The sequence below is a fragment of the Pseudomonas triclosanedens genome, assembly GCF_026686735.1.
In the GTDB taxonomy this organism is placed as follows: Bacteria; Pseudomonadota; Gammaproteobacteria; order Pseudomonadales; family Pseudomonadaceae; genus Pseudomonas; species Pseudomonas triclosanedens.
Genome location: NZ_CP113432.1, coordinates 5225124 through 5241390, shown reverse-complemented (window position 1 = coordinate 5241390; position 16267 = coordinate 5225124). Strand labels below are relative to the sequence as shown.

Sequence of the window (16267 nt, the reverse complement as noted above, 5' to 3'; positions counted from 1 at the left end):
CTGCAACGAGAGTCCCATGCCCAAGCGTACAGACATCAAGAGCATCCTGATCCTCGGCGCCGGCCCGATCGTCATCGGCCAGGCCTGTGAGTTCGACTATTCCGGCGCGCAGGCCTGCAAGGCCCTGAAGGAAGAAGGCTTCCGCGTCATCCTGGTGAACTCCAACCCGGCCACCATCATGACCGACCCGGCGATGGCCGATGCCACCTACATCGAGCCAATCAAGTGGCAGACCGTCGCCAAGATTATCGAAAAGGAGCGTCCTGACGCGCTGTTGCCGACCATGGGTGGCCAGACCGCGCTGAACTGTGCCCTGGATCTGGAGCGTCACGGTGTGCTCGAGCAGTTCGGCGTGGAAATGATCGGCGCGAACGCTGATACCATCGACAAGGCCGAAGACCGCTCGCGTTTCGACAAGGCTATGCGCGACATCGGCCTGGCCTGCCCGCGCTCGGGCATCGCCCACAGCATGGAAGAAGCCTACGGCGTGCTGGAGAAGGTCGGCTTCCCCTGCATCATCCGTCCGTCCTTCACCATGGGCGGCACCGGCGGTGGCATCGCTTACAACCGCGAAGAATTCGAAGAAATCTGTGCCCGTGGTCTGGACCTGTCGCCGACCAATGAGCTGCTGATCGACGAATCGCTGATCGGCTGGAAGGAATACGAGATGGAGGTGGTCCGCGACAAGAAGGACAACTGCATCATCGTCTGCTCCATCGAGAACTTCGACCCGATGGGCGTGCACACCGGTGACTCGATCACCGTCGCTCCGGCACAGACCCTGACCGACAAGGAATACCAGATCATGCGCAACGCCTCCCTGGCGGTGCTGCGCGAAATCGGTGTGGAAACCGGTGGTTCGAACGTGCAGTTCGGCATCTGCCCGAACACTGGCCGCATGGTCGTGATCGAGATGAACCCGCGCGTATCGCGTTCCTCGGCGCTGGCTTCCAAGGCAACCGGCTTCCCGATCGCCAAAATTGCCGCCAAGCTGGCTGTCGGTTACACCCTGGACGAACTGCAGAACGACATCACCGGCGGTCGCACTCCAGCGTCCTTCGAGCCGGCGATCGACTATGTCGTCACCAAGATCCCGCGTTTCGCCTTCGAGAAATTCCCGAAAGCAGACGCCCGCCTGACCACCCAGATGAAGTCCGTGGGCGAAGTCATGGCCATCGGCCGTACCTTCCAGGAGTCCGTGCAGAAAGCCCTGCGCGGCCTGGAAGTAGGCGCCACCGGCTTCGATCCGAAGCTGGACCTGAACAACGCCGAAGCCGAGAGCATCCTCAAGCGCGAGCTGACCGTGCCCAATGCCGACCGCATCTGGTACGTCGCCGACGCATTCCGCGCCGGTAAGAGCATCGCTGAAGTCTTCGATCTGACCCGTATCGACGAGTGGTTCCTGGTGCAGATCGAGGATCTGGTCAAGGACGAGGAGCGCGTGAAGACCCTGGGTCTGTCCGCCATCGACCGCGACCTGATGTACAAGCTCAAGCGCAAAGGCTTCTCCGACGCGCGCCTGGCCACTCTGCTGGGTGTGACCGAGAAGAATCTGCGCAGCCACCGCCAGAAGCTCAAGGTGCTGCCGGTATACAAGCGCGTGGATACCTGCGCCGCCGAATTCGCCACCGACACCGCCTATATGTACTCGACCTATGAGGAAGAGTGCGAAGCCAATCCGTCGACTCGCGACAAAATCATGATTCTGGGCGGCGGTCCGAACCGCATCGGCCAGGGCATCGAGTTCGACTACTGCTGCGTACACGCCGCGCTGGCCATGCGTGAAGACGGTTACGAGACCATCATGGTCAACTGCAACCCGGAGACCGTCTCCACCGACTACGACACGTCCGATCGCCTGTACTTCGAGCCGGTGACCCTGGAAGACGTGCTGGAAATCGTTCGCGTCGAGCAGCCCAAGGGCGTGATCGTGCAGTACGGCGGCCAGACCCCGCTGAAACTCTGCCGTGCCCTGGAAGAAGCCGGTGTGCCGATCATCGGCACCAGCCCGGACGCTATCGATCGCGCCGAAGACCGCGAGCGCTTCCAGCAGATGGTCCAGCGCCTGAATCTGCGCCAGCCGGCCAACGCCACCGCGCGCAGCGAAGACCAGGCGCTGGAGCTGTCGAAGAGCATCGGCTATCCGATGGTGGTGCGCCCGTCCTACGTACTGGGCGGCCGGGCGATGGAAATCGTCTACCAGGAAGAAGAGCTCAAGCGCTATATGCGCGAAGCCGTGAAGGTCTCCAACGACAGCCCGGTGCTGCTGGATCGCTTCCTGAACTGCGCCATCGAAGTCGACATCGATGCGGTTTGCGACGGCGAGACCGTGGTGATCGGCGCGATCATGCAGCACATCGAACAGGCCGGCGTGCACTCCGGTGACTCCGCCTGCTCGCTGCCGCCCTACTCGCTGCCGCAGCGCATCCAGGATGAGATTCGCGAACAGGTCAAGAAGATGGCCCTGGAGCTCGGTGTGGTCGGGCTGATGAACGTGCAGATGGCTGTGCAGGGCGAGGACATCTATGTGATCGAGGTGAACCCGCGTGCGTCCCGTACCGTGCCGTTCGTCTCCAAGTGCATCGGCGAGTCCCTCGCCAAGGTTGCTGCCCGCGTCATGGCCGGCAAGTCCCTGGCCGAAGTCGGCTTCACCCAGGAGGTGATCCCGCCGTACTATAGCGTCAAGGAAGCGGTGTTCCCGTTCGCCAAGTTCCCGGGCGTCGACCCGATCCTCGGCCCAGAGATGAAATCCACTGGCGAGGTGATGGGTGTCGGCGACAGCTTCGGTGAGGCATTCGCCAAGGCCCAGTTGGGTGCAAGCGAAATCCTGCCGAACGCCGGTTGCGCCTTCATCAGCGTCCGCGAGGACGACAAGCCCCAAGCCGTTCAGGTCGCCCGCGATCTGGTTGCGCTGGGCTTCGAGGTAGTCGCCACCGCTGGTACTGCCAAGGTTATCGAGGCTGCCGGTTTGCCGGTGCGTCGCGTGAACAAGGTGACCGAAGGCCGTCCCCACGTGGTCGACATGATCAAGAACGACGAAGTCACCCTGATCATCAACACCACCGAAGGGCGCCAGTCCATCGCTGACTCGTACTCCATCCGTCGCAACGCCCTGCAGCACAAGATCTACTGCACCACCACCATCGCGGCGGGGCAGGCGATCTGTGAGGCGCTCAAGTTCGGTCCCGAGAAGACCGTTCGCCGTCTGCAGGATCTCCATGCAGGAATCAACGCATGAGCAAATTCCCAATGACCGTCCAGGGCGCTCGCGCCCTGGAAGAAGAACTGAAATACCTGAAGACCGTTCTGCGCCCGCAGATTACCCAGGCCATCGCCGAGGCGCGTGAGCTGGGCGACCTGAAGGAAAACGCCGAATACCACGCCGCGCGTGAGCAGCAAGGTATGTCCGAGGCTCGCATCCGCGACATCGAAGCCAAGCTGTCGAACGCGCAGATCATCGATGTCACCACCATTCCGCACAGCGGCAAGGTGATCTTCGGTACTACCGTGGATATCGCCAACGTCGAGACGGACGAGACCGTGACCTACCAGATCGTCGGCGACGACGAGGCGGACATCAAGGCGGGCAAGATCTCCGTCAACTCCCCGATCGCCCGTGCGCTCATCGGCAAGACCGAAGGCGATGCCGTGCTGGTGAAGACTCCGGGTGGCGATGTCGAGTACGAGATCGTTGAAGTCCGCCACGCCTGATAGACCCTCGCTTCGCGCAGGTACCGCCAGTTGGCTGCTGGCCCAGACTTTCTGGGTCGGTGGCCTCTGGCTGCTTCAGTTTGTGGTGTTGCCGTCGCTGGACAAGGCCGGGCTTGCGCCATTGCTGGTTGAAAGCGTCAGGGCGGTATTGCAGCCGTTGCTGGTGGGCTTTGCTGGGTTTTGCGCGCTACTGCAGGCACTTGTGCTCTGGGAAGTGCGTGGGTTGGCAGGGTTCTGGCGCGATCAGCGGGGGCAACTGCTGTTCACCGTGATAGTGATGGTGGCTGTGTACTTCGCGGTCAATCACGCCGCACCCGATGCCCAGCGCTGGCTGCTGTTCAACTACCTGGTGCTGGCGTTGTGCGGGTTGCTGCTGGTGCTGCAGCCGGCGCCGGGGCGGGAAGCCCGGTTTTGAGACGGCGGAGCCTTGCTGGCTCCGCGCTGCCGGTCTTGACTGTCAGAGGCCGCTGTAGCGGCTGATGTTCGAGAGGTTTTTGTTCGGCTTGGGATTGCGACGATAGATCAGCGCCATCTTGCCGATGACTTGAACCAGTTCGCAGCTGCCGTTCTGGCAGAGTTCGTCGATCAATGCGCGACGGTCATCGCGTTCGACGATGCGGAATTGCACCTTGATCAGTTCATGATCGTTGAGCGCACGCTCAAGCTCGGCCATCACACCTTCCGATAGACCGTTTTCAGCGACGGTCAATACGGGTTTCAGGTGATGCCCGATAGATTTGAACTGCTTTTTCTGCTCCTGAGAGAGCGCCATAATCTGACCCCTGGGGAAAAAAGGCGGATATTCTACCCGAGTTTCGGTTGTACCGGGATGCCGCTCAGACGAGGTAATACGTGGCCCGTTCCAAGACTAGCCATCGCTGGCTGAAAGAACATTTCGACGATCCGTACGTGAAGATGGCACAGCGCGATGGATATCGCTCGCGTGCGAGCTACAAGCTGCTGGAAATCCAGGAGAAGGATCGCATCCTGCGCCCGGGAATGACCGTGGTTGACCTCGGTGCCGCTCCAGGTGGATGGTCGCAGGTCACTAGTCGCGTCATTGGCGACAAAGGCACGTTGATCGCGTCGGACATCCTGCCGATGGACAGCATCCCGGACGTCACCTTCATTCAAGGCGACTTCACCGAGGACGAGGTGTTCGCCAAATTGCTCGAGGCCATCGGAGAAAATCCGGTAGACCTTGTGATTTCCGATATGGCCCCCAATATGAGTGGACTGCCCGCCGTGGACATGCCTCGTGCGATGTTCCTCTGTGAGCTGGCTCTGGACCTGTGCACCCGTGTGCTGCGTCCGGGCGGCGATTTCCTGATCAAGATATTCCAGGGCGAGGGTTTCGACGCTTACCACAAGCAGGTGCGCGAGAGCTTCGAGAAGGTGCAGATGCGCAAGCCGTTGTCGTCCCGCGATCGTTCGCGGGAGCAGTATCTGCTCGCACGAGGCTTCCGCGGCGCCTAAACTGGAATGATTGGGCCGTTTCATGGTCTACGGCCCGCAGCTTTTGCTTGTGCCGGCGTCGGCCGGGGTTCATAAAGGGTTACAGACGACGCCTGCCTGGGGCGGGGGTTGTGTAGTAATTTTGGCCGGAAGGAGTCTGGCCGTCGTGTGAAGCGGTTTCCAGGGCGGAGCCGGCTTCAGAGGGTAGTCAATTGAACGACATGGCAAAGAACCTGATCCTGTGGTTGATCATCGCGGCGGTGTTGGTCACCGTGATGAACAACTTCTCCAGCCCGAGTGAGCCGCAGACGCTCAACTACTCGGACTTCATCCAGCAGGTGAAGGAAGGCAAGGTCGAGCGGGTGACCGTCGACGGCTACGTGATCACCGGCAAGCGTCAGGATGGCGATACCTTCAAGACCATTCGCCCTGCGATCCAGGACAATGGCCTGATAGGCGATCTGGTAAACAACAACGTCGTTGTCGAAGGCAAGCAGCCCGAGCAGCAGAGCATCTGGACTCAACTGCTGGTGGCGAGCTTCCCGATCCTCGTGATCATTGCCGTCTTCATGTTCTTCATGCGTCAGATGCAGGGTGGCGGTGGCGGCCGTGGCGGCCCGATGAGCTTCGGCAAGAGCAAGGCACGCCTGCTGTCCGAAGATCAGGTGAAGACCACCTTCGCTGATGTCGCAGGTTGCGACGAGGCCAAGGAAGAAGTCAGCGAACTCGTCGAGTTCCTCCGCGATCCTGGCAAATTCCAGCGTCTGGGTGGCCGCATTCCGCGCGGTGTGCTGATGGTTGGCCCGCCCGGTACCGGTAAGACCCTGCTCGCCAAGGCTATCGCCGGCGAGGCCAAGGTTCCGTTCTTCACCATTTCCGGCTCCGACTTCGTGGAAATGTTCGTTGGCGTGGGTGCTTCCCGTGTCCGCGATATGTTCGATCAAGCCAAGAAACACGCGCCTTGCATCATTTTCATCGACGAGATCGACGCCGTCGGCCGCCACCGTGGTGCCGGCCTGGGTGGCGGTCACGACGAGCGTGAGCAGACTCTCAACCAGTTGCTGGTAGAGATGGATGGCTTCGAGATGAATGACGGCATCATCGTCATCGCCGCGACCAACCGTCCGGATGTGCTCGACCCTGCGCTGTTGCGTCCGGGCCGCTTTGACCGCCAGGTGGTGGTCGGGCTGCCGGATATTCGCGGTCGCGAACAGATTCTGAAAGTACATATGCGTAAGGTGCCGTTGGGCGACAACGTCGATCCTGCCGTGATCGCGCGCGGTACTCCGGGCTTCTCCGGTGCCGACCTGGCCAACCTGGTCAACGAAGCCTCGCTGTTCGCCGCTCGCTCCAACAAGCGCATCGTTGACATGCGCGAGTTCGAGCTGGCCAAGGACAAGATCATGATGGGCGCCGAGCGCAAGACCATGGTCATGTCCGAAAAGGAGAAGAAGAACACCGCGTTCCACGAAGCAGGCCACGCCATCGTTGGCCGCCTGGTTCCGGAACACGACCCGGTCTACAAGGTTTCCATCATTCCGCGCGGTCGCGCCTTGGGTGTGACCATGTTCCTGCCGGAGGAGGATCGCTACAGCCTGTCCAAGCGTGCGTTGGAAAGCCAGATTTGCTCGCTGTTCGGCGGCCGGATCGCCGAAGAGATGACGCTAGGCTTCGAGGGCGTTACCACCGGGGCTTCCAACGACATCATGCGTGCCACTCAACTGGCTCGGAACATGGTGACCAAATGGGGGTTGTCGGAGAAGCTAGGTCCGCTGATGTATGCCGAGGAAGAAGGTGAGGTATTCCTCGGTCGTAGCGCCGGCAGCCAGCACTCCAATGTTTCTGGCGAGACTGCCAAGATGATCGACCAGGAAGTGCGCCGCATCATCGACGACTGCTATGGCACCGCCAAGCGTCTGCTGGAAGAGAACCGCGACAAGCTCGACATGATGGCCGATGCCCTGATGAAGTATGAAACCATCGATGCCGATCAGATCGATGACATCATGGCTGGCCGCATCCCGCGCGAGCCTCGTGACTGGCAGGGTGGCAACTCTGGATCATCCGGTTCGGCGCCATCGGCGCGCGATGACGGTGGCCGTCAGGAAAACCCGATTGGCGGTCCTGCCGGCGAACACTGAGAGCACTGAATGAGTTCGTTGTTACACCAGACCCGGTTGCCGTGCGGCAACCGGGTTCTTGATTTAAGTCGCCCGCACGTCATGGGCATTCTCAATGTCACTCCCGATTCGTTTTCCGACGGTGGACGCTTCAGTCGCCAGGATGCAGCGCTCCGTCATGCCGTAAAGATGGCCGAGGCGGGTGCTACGCTGATCGATGTCGGTGGCGAGTCTACTCGTCCGGGAGCGCGTGCCGTGTCGCCTACCGAGGAGCTCGAACGGGTTGCTCCGGTGGTCGAAGCCATCGCCCGCGAGCTGAATGTGGTGATTTCCGTTGACACCTCGACACCGGCAGTCATGCGCGAGACGGCTCGTCTGGGCGCCGGTTTGATCAACGATGTTCGTTCGCTCCAGCGCGACGGTGCGCTGGATGCTGCGCTGGATACGGGGTTGCCGGTCTGCCTGATGCATATGCGCGGAGAGCCGGGAAACATGCAGGACGATCCTCGCTATCCGGACATCCTCCAGGAAGTCCGAGGATTCCTGGAGGAGCGAATCGCAGTCTGCCAGTCGGTGGGTATCGCGCGCGAGAAAATCGTCATCGACCCTGGCTTCGGGTTCGCCAAGACGCAAGTGCATAATCTGAGCCTTTTCCGTCGGATGGAGCAGTTGCTGGACTTGGGGCTCCCCATGCTGGTGGGGGTGTCTCGCAAGAGCATGGTCGGACGTGCTCTGGGGCGAGAAGTCGACGGGCGTCTATTCGGTAGCCTGGCGCTCGCTGCGTTGGCGGTGTCCAAGGGTGCCAGTATTATCCGGGTCCACGATGTTGCCGAGACTGTGGATGTCGTTCGAATGATCCACGCAGTGGAAAGCGCAGTAGAAGAGGGGAGCTCCGCATGAGCAGGAAATACTTCGGTACCGACGGTATTCGTGGCCGGGTCGGCACGCCACCGATCACTCCCGATTTCGTGCTCAAGCTTGGTTGGGCGGTGGGTATGGCGTTCCGTCAGCAGGGCAAGTGCCGTGTTCTGGTTGGCAAGGACACGCGGATTTCCGGCTACATGTTCGAGTCTGCCCTTGAGGCTGGTCTTTCCTCTGCGGGCGCCGACGTAATGCTGCTCGGTCCCATGCCCACTCCTGGGATCGCCTATCTGACGCGGACGTTCCATGCCGAGGCGGGCATCGTCATCAGTGCATCGCACAATCCGCATGACGACAACGGCATCAAGTTCTTTTCCGGCCAGGGCACCAAGCTGCCTGACGAGGTCGAGCTGATCATCGAGGAACTGATCGATACGCCGATGACGGTGGTCGAGTCCTCCCGGTTGGGCAAGGTCTCGCGCATCAACGATGCCGCGGGGCGTTACATCGAGTTCTGCAAGAGCAGCGTTCCATCGAACACCGATTTTGCGGGCCTGCGCGTCGTGCTGGATTGCGCCCACGGTGCTACCTACAAGGTTGCGCCGAGTGTCTTCCGTGAGCTTGGCGCCGAGGTGTCGGTGTTGGGCGTGCAGCCGAATGGGCTGAATATCAACGACAACTGCGGCTCGACGCACATCGAACCGTTGCAGGCGGCTGTGCTCGCCGAGCATGCGGACATCGGCATTGCGTTCGATGGCGATGGTGATCGGGTCATGATGGTCGACCATACCGGTGCAGTGGTCGATGGCGATGAAATTCTTTTCCTGATTGCGCGGGACATGCTCGACCGGGGCAAGCTGCATGGCGGCGTCGTTGGAACGCTGATGAGCAACCTCGGGCTCGAGCTGGCGCTGCAGGATCTGCACATCCCGTTTGCTCGTGCGAAGGTTGGCGACCGCTATGTGATGGCTGAACTCCAGGCACGTAACTGGCAGCTTGGCGGTGAAAATTCCGGGCATGTGGTCTGCGGTCAGCATACGACTACCGGTGATGCGATCATCGCCGCGCTGCAAGTGCTGATGGCGCTCAAGCAGCGCGGGCAGACACTTGCGGAGGCGCGTATGGGCATTCGCAAGTGCCCGCAGGTGCTGATCAATGTCCGTTTCGCAGGAGGTGGCGTTGATCCGCTCGAGCATCCGGCGGTGAAAGAGGCTTGCGCCAAGGTGACGGAAGAAATGGCGGGGCGTGGTCGCGTTCTGCTGCGCAAATCCGGTACTGAGCCGCTGGTGCGGGTGATGGTCGAAGGCGACGAGGAAGGTCGGGTTCGCGCGCACGCCGAGCATCTGGCAAAAGTAGTAACAGAGGTATGTGCTTGATTTCTCTTGTCAGTTCTAAAACTGTCGAGTAACATCTGCGCCCACTTTGCTCAGCGAGGTACAGCATGCGTCGACCCTTGGTGGCCGGTAATTGGAAAATGCACGGTACCCGCTCCAGCGTAACGGAGCTGATCAAAGGCCTGCGGCAACTGGCTCTTCCCACGGGTGTCGATGTGGCGGTCTTTCCGCCCTGTCTGTACATCAACCAGGTCAAGCATGGTCTGGATGGAAAGGCGATTTCCGTTGGTGCGCAGAATTGCGCGGTTGAGCCGATGCAAGGAGCTCTGACGGGCGAGGTTGCTGCTAGCCAGTTGGCGGACGCGGATTGTTCCCTGGTTCTGGTAGGGCATTCCGAGCGCCGATTGATCCTGGGTGAGAGCGAAGGCGTCATCAGTCGCAAATTTGCGGCGGCTCAGTCGTGTGGCCTGATTCCGGTGCTTTGTGTGGGGGAAACCCTCGAGCAGCGAAATGCGGGTAAGACTTTAAAGATTGTCGGGCGCCAGTTGGGTTCGGTGATCGAGGATTTGGGCGTTGGGGCTTTTTCCCGCGCTGTAGTGGCTTACGAGCCGGTGTGGGCGATTGGGTCGGGGCTTACCGCTTCTCCCGAGCAAGCCCAGGAAGTACACGCGGCGATTCGCGCGCAGCTTTCTGCGGAAAACGCAGAAGTGGCTCGCGGCCTTCGTCTCCTGTACGGCGGCAGCGTCAAGGCGGCAAATGCTGCCGAGCTGTTCGGAATGCCGGATATCGATGGGGGGCTCATTGGTGGCGCCTCCCTGAATGCGGATGAGTTCGGTGCGATCTGTCGCGCCGCAGGAAGCTGAAGATGCTGGAAACAGTTGTAATCGTGATTCACCTGCTGATGGCGCTGGGTCTGGTTGTGCTGGTCCTGCTTCAGCATGGCAAGGGTGCCGACGCTGGTGCGTCGTTTGGTTCGGGTGCTTCTGCTACCGTTTTCGGTAGTCAAGGTTCCGCTACCTTCCTGAGCCGTTTTACTGCTATACTCGCTGCGGTTTTTTTCATTACCAGCTTGGGTTTAGCGTATTTTGCTAAAGAAAAAGCTGATATGCTTCGTCACGTTGGGCTTCCTGATCCGGTCGTGATGGAGCAGAAGCAGGAGAAAGCGCCGGCGGCGAGTGATGTGCCGGCACCGCAAGGGCAGCAACAGGCCCCCGGGTCTGGAAACAGTGATGTTCCAGCAGCTCCTGAGCAGAAGTAAGTAGGCAAGTTTTTGCCGAGGTGGTGGAATTGGTAGACACGCTACCTTGAGGTGGTAGTGGCCATAGGCTGTAGGGGTTCGAGTCCCCTCCTCGGTACCATATACGAAAGGCCCGCTCTGCGGGCCTTGTCGTTCCGGAGTTTCGGTTGACCTTCCAAGGGTGTGACCGTATAATTTCGCACCAGCTTTGACGCGGGATGGAGCAGTCTGGTAGCTCGTCGGGCTCATAACCCGAAGGTCGTAGGTTCAAATCCTGCTCCCGCAACCAGTTTGGCAGAGCCCCTTTTAAAGGGGCTTTTTGCTAGCTGGACAGTCCGCGCCGCCAGAGTAGGGCGGCCTTTAAGGATGGGCGTTTCGCCCATTTTTTATTTCTACGGCATACGCGAGGCGATCAGGTGTCGAGCAAGCTAGAACAGTTGCAGGCCTTGTTGGCCCCTGTAGTAGAAGCGCTCGGCTATGAGTGCTGGGGCCTGGAATTCATTTCCCAAGGTCGTCATTCCCTGCTCCGGGTCTATATCGATCGTCCGGAAGGCATCCTGATCGATGACTGCGAAGTGGTCAGTCATCAGGTCAGTGGCATCCTGGATGTAGAGGATCCTATCAGTGGCGAGTACACCCTCGAGGTGTCGTCGCCGGGTATGGATCGGCCGCTTTTCACTCTCGAACAGTTTGCCCGCTACGTGGGCGAGCAGGTGAAGATCAAGCTGCGCACGCCCTTCGAAAGGCGGCGTAATTTCCAGGGCATTCTCCGTGGCGTGGAGGAGCAGGATGTGGTCGTACTGGTAGATGACCATGAGTACCTGCTGCCGGTCGATTCCATCGACAAGGCCAACATCATTCCCCGATTTGAGTGAGCCGCAAGAGCGCGGGTTCCAATGGATTGAAAGGCGAGGCGTACGATGAGCAAAGAAGTACTGCTGGTTGTTGAGTCGGTATCCAACGAGAAGGGTGTACCGCCTGGCGTGATTTTTGAAGCGCTGGAACTGGCCCTGGCGACCGCGACCAAAAAGCGTTTCGAAGACGAGGTCGATCTGCGCGTGCAGATCAATCGTGCCAACGGCAACTATGAGACTTTCCGCCGCTGGACCATCGTTGAGGACGAGGACTATTCCAACCCGGCTGCCGAACTGACCGTCGAGGACGTTCAGGAAGAGCACCCCGGCATGAAAGCCGGCGAAGTCATCGAGGAAAAGATCGAGTCCATCGAGTTCGGCCGCATCGCCGCACAGACCGCCAAGCAGGTCATCGTGCAGAAAGTCCGCGAAGCCGAGCGCGCTCAGGTGGTCGACGCCTACCGCGAGAAGGTCAACGAGATCATCTCCGGCACCGTCAAGAAGGTCACCCGTGACAACGTGATCGTGGACCTGGGCAACAACGCCGAAGCGCTGCTGGCCCGCGACCAGATCATCCCGCGCGAGACTTTCCGCGTCGGTACTCGTGTACGTGCTCTGCTCAAGGAAATCCGCAGCGAGAACCGTGGTCCTCAACTGGTTCTGTCGCGTACGGCGCCAGAAATGCTGATCGAGCTGTTCCGTATCGAAGTGCCGGAAATCGCCGAGCAACTGATCGATGTAATGGCGGCAGCCCGTGATCCGGGTTCCCGCGCCAAGATCGCGGTTCGTTCGAAGGACAAGCGCATTGATCCGCAGGGTGCCTGCATCGGCATGCGTGGTTCCCGTGTCCAGGCCGTCTCCGGTGAACTGGGCGGTGAGCGTGTGGACATCGTCCTGTGGGATGACAACCCGGCACAGTTCGTGATCAACGCGATGGCTCCGGCCGAAGTGGCGGCGATCATCGTCGACGAAGATACCCATACGATGGATATCGCCGTCGCCGAGGACAATCTGGCGCAGGCTATCGGCCGCAGCGGCCAGAATGTGCGCCTGGCCAGCCAGTTGACCGGCTGGACACTGAATGTAATGACCGAGGCCGATATTCAGGCCAAGCAGCAGGCTGAGACTGGCGACATCCTGCAGCGTTTCGTCGACGAGCTGGATGTCGATGAAGAACTCGCCCAGGTTCTGGTGGAAGAAGGCTTCACCACCCTGGAAGAAATCGCCTACGTACCGATGGAAGAGATGCTCAGCATCGACGGCTTCGACGAAGACATCGTCAACGAGCTGCGTTCGCGCGCCAAGGACCGCCTGCTGACCAAAGCCATCGCCACTGAAGAGAAACTCGCCGACGCACAACCTGCCGAAGACCTGCTCAGCCTCGATGGAATGACCAAAGAGCTGGCGGTGGACCTGGCACTGCGTGGCGTAACCACCCGTGAAGATCTTGCCGAGCAATCGATTGACGATCTGCTCGACATCGACGGCATGGACGAAGAGCGTGCCGGCAAGTTGATCATGGCCGCCCGGGCCCATTGGTTCGAGTAAGATTCGCGGCCTGAGGAGAGAAGTGCATGACGCAAGTCACGGTGAAAGAACTGGCCAAGACGGTCGATACGCCGGTAGAGCGCCTGCTGCAGCAGATGCGCGAAGCCGGTCTGCCGCATAATAGTGCCGAGCAGGTAGTGACCGACAGCGAGAAGCAAGCGCTGCTCGCCCACCTGAAGGGCAGCCACGGTGAGCGCGCGGAAGAGCCGCGCAAGATCACCCTGCAACGCAAGACCACCTCGACCATCAAGGTTGCTGGCAGCAAGACCGTCAGCGTCGAGGTTCGCAAGAAGAAAACCTACGTCAAGCGCAGTCCGGACGAGCTCGAGGCCGAACGCCAGCGCGAGCTGGAAGAGCAGCGCGCCGCAGAAGAGGCAGCGCGCTTGAAGGCTGAGGAAGAGGCTCGTCAGCGTGCCGCCGAGGAAGAGGCTCGCCGTCAGGCGGACGCCGCTCGTCAGGCTGCCGAAGTTGCGCCTGCTGCCGCAGCCCCGGCTGCTACTGTAGAAGCTCCGCGTGCGGCTGCTGCCGTCCCCGCAGCTGCCGCTCCTGCTGCGGATGACCGCAAGAAGGAAGAGCCGCGCCGCGCGCCCAAGCGTGAGGACGAGGACGAGCGCCGTGATCGCAAGCATGCCCAGCATCGCCCGTCGATCAAGGAAAAGGAAAAGACCACCGCGCCGCGCGTTGTGCGCAGTGGTGTGGATGACGACGACAGCTTCGGCCGTCGTGGCGGCGGTCGTGGCAAGGGCAAGCTGAAGAAGCGTAACCAGCACGGGTTCCAGAGCCCGACAGGACCGATTGTGCGTGAAGTGAGTATCGGCGAAACCATCACCGTGGCCGAGTTGGCTGCACAGATGTCGGTGAAGGGCGCTGAAGTCGTCAAGTTCATGTTCAAGATGGGCACCCCGGTGACCATCAACCAGGTACTCGATCAGGAGACCGCCCAGTTGATCGCCGAGGAACTCGGCCACAAGGTCAAGCTGGTCAGCGAGAACGCCCTGGAAGAGCAGTTGGCTGAATCCCTGAAGTTCGAAGGCGAGGCCGTTTCCCGTGCACCGGTCGTGACCGTGATGGGCCACGTCGACCACGGCAAGACTTCGCTGCTCGACTACATCCGTCGTGCCAAAGTGGCGGCTGGCGAAGCCGGCGGCATTACTCAGCACATCGGCGCCTATCACGTGGAAACCGACCGCGGTATGGTCACCTTCCTCGATACCCCTGGTCACGCTGCGTTCACCGCAATGCGTGCCCGTGGCGCCCAGGCGACCGATATCGTCATCCTGGTGGTGGCTGCCGACGACGGCGTGATGCCGCAGACCCAGGAAGCCGTGCAGCACGCGAAAGCGGCTGGCGTGCCGATCGTGGTTGCGGTGAACAAGATCGACAAGCCCGAAGCCAACCCGGACAACATCAAGAACGGCCTGGCCGCTCTGGACGTGATTCCGGAAGAGTGGGGCGGCGATGCTCCGTTCGTACCGGTTTCGGCAAAGATGGGTACCGGCGTCGACGAACTGCTCGAAGCCGTACTGCTGCAGGCTGAAGTGCTGGAGCTCAAAGCCACTCCGTCGGCTCCCGGCCGTGGCGTTGTGGTCGAGTCCCGCCTGGACAAGGGCCGCGGCCCGGTAGCTACCGTGCTGGTTCAGGATGGCACCCTGCGTCAGGGCGACATGGTCCTGGTCGGCGTCAACTACGGCCGCGTCCGTGCAATGCTCGACGAGAACGGCAAGCCGATCAAGGAAGCCGGTCCGTCCATTCCGGTCGAGATCCTCGGTCTAGATGGCACCCCGGATGCCGGTGATGAGATGACCGTGGTTGCCGACGAGAAGAAGGCCCGCGAAGTCGCTCTGTTCCGCCAGGGCAAGTTCCGCGAAGTGAAACTGGCTCGTGCCCATGCCGGCAAGCTGGAAAACATCTTCGAGAACATGGGCCAGGAAGAGAAGAAGACCCTCAACATCGTTCTCAAGGCCGACGTTCGTGGTTCTCTCGAAGCGCTGCAAGGCTCGCTCAGTGGCCTGGGCAACGACGAAGTACAGGTTCGCGTGGTCGGCGGCGGCGTTGGTGGTATCACCGAATCCGATGCCAACCTGGCGCTGGCCTCCAATGCAGTGCTGTTCGGTTTCAACGTCCGTGCCGACGCTGGTGCGCGCAAGATCGTCGAGGCCGAAGGCCTGGACATGCGTTACTACAACGTGATCTACGACATCATCGAAGACGTCAAGAAGGCCCTGACCGGCATGCTCGGCAGCGATGTTCGCGAGAATATCCTGGGTATCGCTGAAGTGCGTGACGTGTTCCGTTCGCCGAAGTTCGGCGCGGTCGCCGGCTGCATGGTCACCGAGGGTCTGGTGCATCGTAACCGCCCGATCCGTGTACTGCGCGACGATGTGGTCATCTTCGAGGGTGAGCTGGAATCCCTGCGTCGCTTCAAGGATGACGTCTCCGAAGTCCGTGCCGGCATGGAGTGCGGTATCGGTGTGAAGAGCTACAACGACGTCCGCGTCGGCGACAAGATCGAAGTATTCGAGAAAGTCGAAGTCGCTCGTACTCTGTAAGGGGTAGCGAGCGTGAACGCAGCGCCCGGGCCAGCTTTCCAGCTGTCCCGGGCGTTTGCCGCTTATACGGATTCACCTTTAGCTGTATGACCCGCTGGGAGTCTTGCCGTGCAGAAGCACAGTGTTGATTCCCCTGCTCGGTTATTCGCTCGAATTGGAGTCCGTATCAAATACCGGGGCCGGTGGCTCGGGTAAGCAGGTTAGGAAAATGGCCAAAGAGTACAGCCGTACCCAGCGTATCGGCGATCAGATGCAGCGCGAACTGGCGCTGCTGATCCAGCGCGAGATCAAGGATCCGCGCCTGGGTCTGGTAACTATCACCGGCGTGGACGTTGCACGCGATCTTTCCCATGCGAAGGTGTTCGTGACCGTGATGGGGCAGGATGACAACGCCGCGGTGGTGAAGCAGAACACTGACATTCTCAACGATGCAGCAGGCTTCCTGCGCATGCAGTTGGGCAAGGCGATGAAGCTGCGCACCGTCCCGCAATTGCACTTCAGCTATGACGCGAGCATTCGCCGTGGCGCGGAGCTGTCGGCCCTGATCGAGCGGGCGGTGGCGGAAGATCGCCGTCATGGCGGCGACTCCAAGGAGTAA

At 60.6% G+C, this 16267-nt stretch carries 14 protein-coding genes and 2 tRNA genes; 15 read left to right on the top strand and 1 reads right to left on the bottom strand.

What is annotated here, in order from left to right; genetic code table 11:
• The first annotated feature begins 16 nt into the window (after positions 1–16).
• The 3 genes from carB to OU419_RS24265 are packed head-to-tail and all read left to right on the top strand — an operon-like array spanning position 17 to position 4126.
• Complete coding sequence (gene carB, locus OU419_RS24275; RefSeq protein WP_254472544.1) at positions 17–3238, top strand: carbamoyl-phosphate synthase large subunit; 3222 nt, start codon at positions 17–19, stop codon at positions 3236–3238.
• Entirely contained in the window at positions 3235–3711 is a 477-nt protein-coding gene (gene greA, locus OU419_RS24270; protein ID WP_254472545.1) for a transcription elongation factor GreA, read from the top strand. The genes carB and greA overlap by 4 nt, the downstream gene beginning before the upstream one ends.
• Positions 3692–4126, top strand: a complete 435-nt coding sequence (locus OU419_RS24265) for a DUF4149 domain-containing protein (protein WP_254472546.1) — start codon at positions 3692–3694, stop codon at positions 4124–4126. The genes greA and OU419_RS24265 overlap by 20 nt, the downstream gene beginning before the upstream one ends.
• Before the next feature lie 42 nt (positions 4127–4168).
• Here OU419_RS24265 and OU419_RS24260 read toward each other — a convergent pair whose 3' ends face one another.
• Complete coding sequence (locus OU419_RS24260; RefSeq protein ID WP_254472547.1) at positions 4169–4483, bottom strand: YhbY family RNA-binding protein; 315 nt, start codon at positions 4481–4483, stop codon at positions 4169–4171.
• An 80-nt stretch (positions 4484–4563) separates the two neighbouring features.
• Between OU419_RS24260 and rlmE the strand changes: the two genes are divergently transcribed.
• The 12 genes from rlmE to rbfA all read left to right on the top strand — a co-directional run bounded on the left by rlmE (position 4564) and on the right by rbfA (position 16267).
• A complete protein-coding gene (gene rlmE / locus OU419_RS24255; protein WP_254472548.1) occupies positions 4564–5187 on the top strand; it encodes a 23S rRNA (uridine(2552)-2'-O)-methyltransferase RlmE in 624 nt (207 codons plus the stop codon).
• A 200-nt stretch (positions 5188–5387) separates the two neighbouring features.
• Entirely contained in the window at positions 5388–7307 is a 1920-nt protein-coding gene (gene ftsH / locus OU419_RS24250) for an ATP-dependent zinc metalloprotease FtsH (protein WP_254472632.1), read from the top strand.
• A gap of 9 nt (positions 7308–7316) precedes the next feature.
• The gene (gene folP, locus OU419_RS24245; protein WP_254472549.1) at positions 7317–8186 is read left to right on the top strand and encodes a dihydropteroate synthase; all 870 of its coding nucleotides are present in this window, start codon (positions 7317–7319) and stop codon (positions 8184–8186) included.
• Positions 8183–9523 carry a phosphoglucosamine mutase gene (glmM, locus tag OU419_RS24240; protein ID WP_254472550.1) on the top strand — a complete coding sequence of 447 codons (1341 nt, stop codon included), beginning with the start codon at positions 8183–8185 and terminating at the stop codon, positions 9521–9523. The genes folP and glmM overlap by 4 nt, the downstream gene beginning before the upstream one ends.
• A 65-nt stretch (positions 9524–9588) precedes the next feature.
• Positions 9589–10344, top strand: coding sequence for a triose-phosphate isomerase (gene tpiA, locus OU419_RS24235; protein ID WP_254472551.1), 756 nt, complete (start codon positions 9589–9591; stop codon positions 10342–10344).
• Positions 10345–10346: 2 nt separating this feature from the next.
• Entirely contained in the window at positions 10347–10739 is a 393-nt protein-coding gene (gene secG / locus OU419_RS24230) for a preprotein translocase subunit SecG (protein WP_254472552.1), read from the top strand.
• A 14-nt stretch (positions 10740–10753) separates the two neighbouring features.
• Positions 10754–10839, top strand: a tRNA-Leu gene (locus OU419_RS24225).
• Between the two features lie 91 nt (positions 10840–10930).
• A tRNA-Met gene (locus OU419_RS24220) sits at positions 10931–11007 on the top strand.
• A gap of 127 nt (positions 11008–11134) precedes the next feature.
• Positions 11135–11593, top strand: coding sequence for a ribosome maturation factor RimP (gene rimP, locus OU419_RS24215; RefSeq protein WP_254472553.1), 459 nt, complete (start codon positions 11135–11137; stop codon positions 11591–11593).
• Positions 11594–11638: 45 nt separating this feature from the next.
• Positions 11639–13120: a transcription termination factor NusA gene (gene nusA / locus OU419_RS24210; protein ID WP_254472554.1), complete on the top strand. Its 1482-nt coding sequence runs from the start codon at positions 11639–11641 to the stop codon at positions 13118–13120.
• A 26-nt stretch (positions 13121–13146) separates the two neighbouring features.
• On the top strand, positions 13147–15669 hold the full coding sequence (gene infB / locus OU419_RS24205; RefSeq protein WP_254472555.1) for a translation initiation factor IF-2: 2523 nt from the start codon (positions 13147–13149) through the stop codon (positions 15667–15669).
• A gap of 208 nt (positions 15670–15877) precedes the next feature.
• Positions 15878–16267 carry a 30S ribosome-binding factor RbfA gene (gene rbfA, locus OU419_RS24200; protein ID WP_254472556.1) on the top strand — a complete coding sequence of 130 codons (390 nt, stop codon included), beginning with the start codon at positions 15878–15880 and terminating at the stop codon, positions 16265–16267.

Excerpts from the sequence above, each read along its gene's own strand:
- carB (WP_254472544.1), top strand. The coding sequence starts at position 17 with ATGCCCAAGCGTACAGACATCAAGAGCATCCTGATCCTCGGCGCCGGC.
- greA (WP_254472545.1), top strand. The coding sequence starts at position 3,235 with ATGAGCAAATTCCCAATGACCGTCCAGGGCGCTCGCGCCCTGGAAGAA.
- OU419_RS24260 (WP_254472547.1), bottom strand. The coding sequence starts at position 4,483 with ATGGCGCTCTCTCAGGAGCAGAAAAAGCAGTTCAAATCTATCGGGCAT.
- ftsH (WP_254472632.1), top strand. The coding sequence starts at position 5,388 with ATGGCAAAGAACCTGATCCTGTGGTTGATCATCGCGGCGGTGTTGGTC.
- folP (WP_254472549.1), top strand. The coding sequence starts at position 7,317 with ATGAGTTCGTTGTTACACCAGACCCGGTTGCCGTGCGGCAACCGGGTT.
- glmM (WP_254472550.1), top strand. The coding sequence starts at position 8,183 with ATGAGCAGGAAATACTTCGGTACCGACGGTATTCGTGGCCGGGTCGGC.
- tpiA (WP_254472551.1), top strand. The coding sequence starts at position 9,589 with ATGCGTCGACCCTTGGTGGCCGGTAATTGGAAAATGCACGGTACCCGC.
- secG (WP_254472552.1), top strand. The coding sequence starts at position 10,347 with ATGCTGGAAACAGTTGTAATCGTGATTCACCTGCTGATGGCGCTGGGT.
- nusA (WP_254472554.1), top strand. The coding sequence starts at position 11,639 with ATGAGCAAAGAAGTACTGCTGGTTGTTGAGTCGGTATCCAACGAGAAG.
- infB (WP_254472555.1), top strand. The coding sequence starts at position 13,147 with ATGACGCAAGTCACGGTGAAAGAACTGGCCAAGACGGTCGATACGCCG.
- rbfA (WP_254472556.1), top strand. The coding sequence starts at position 15,878 with ATGGCCAAAGAGTACAGCCGTACCCAGCGTATCGGCGATCAGATGCAG.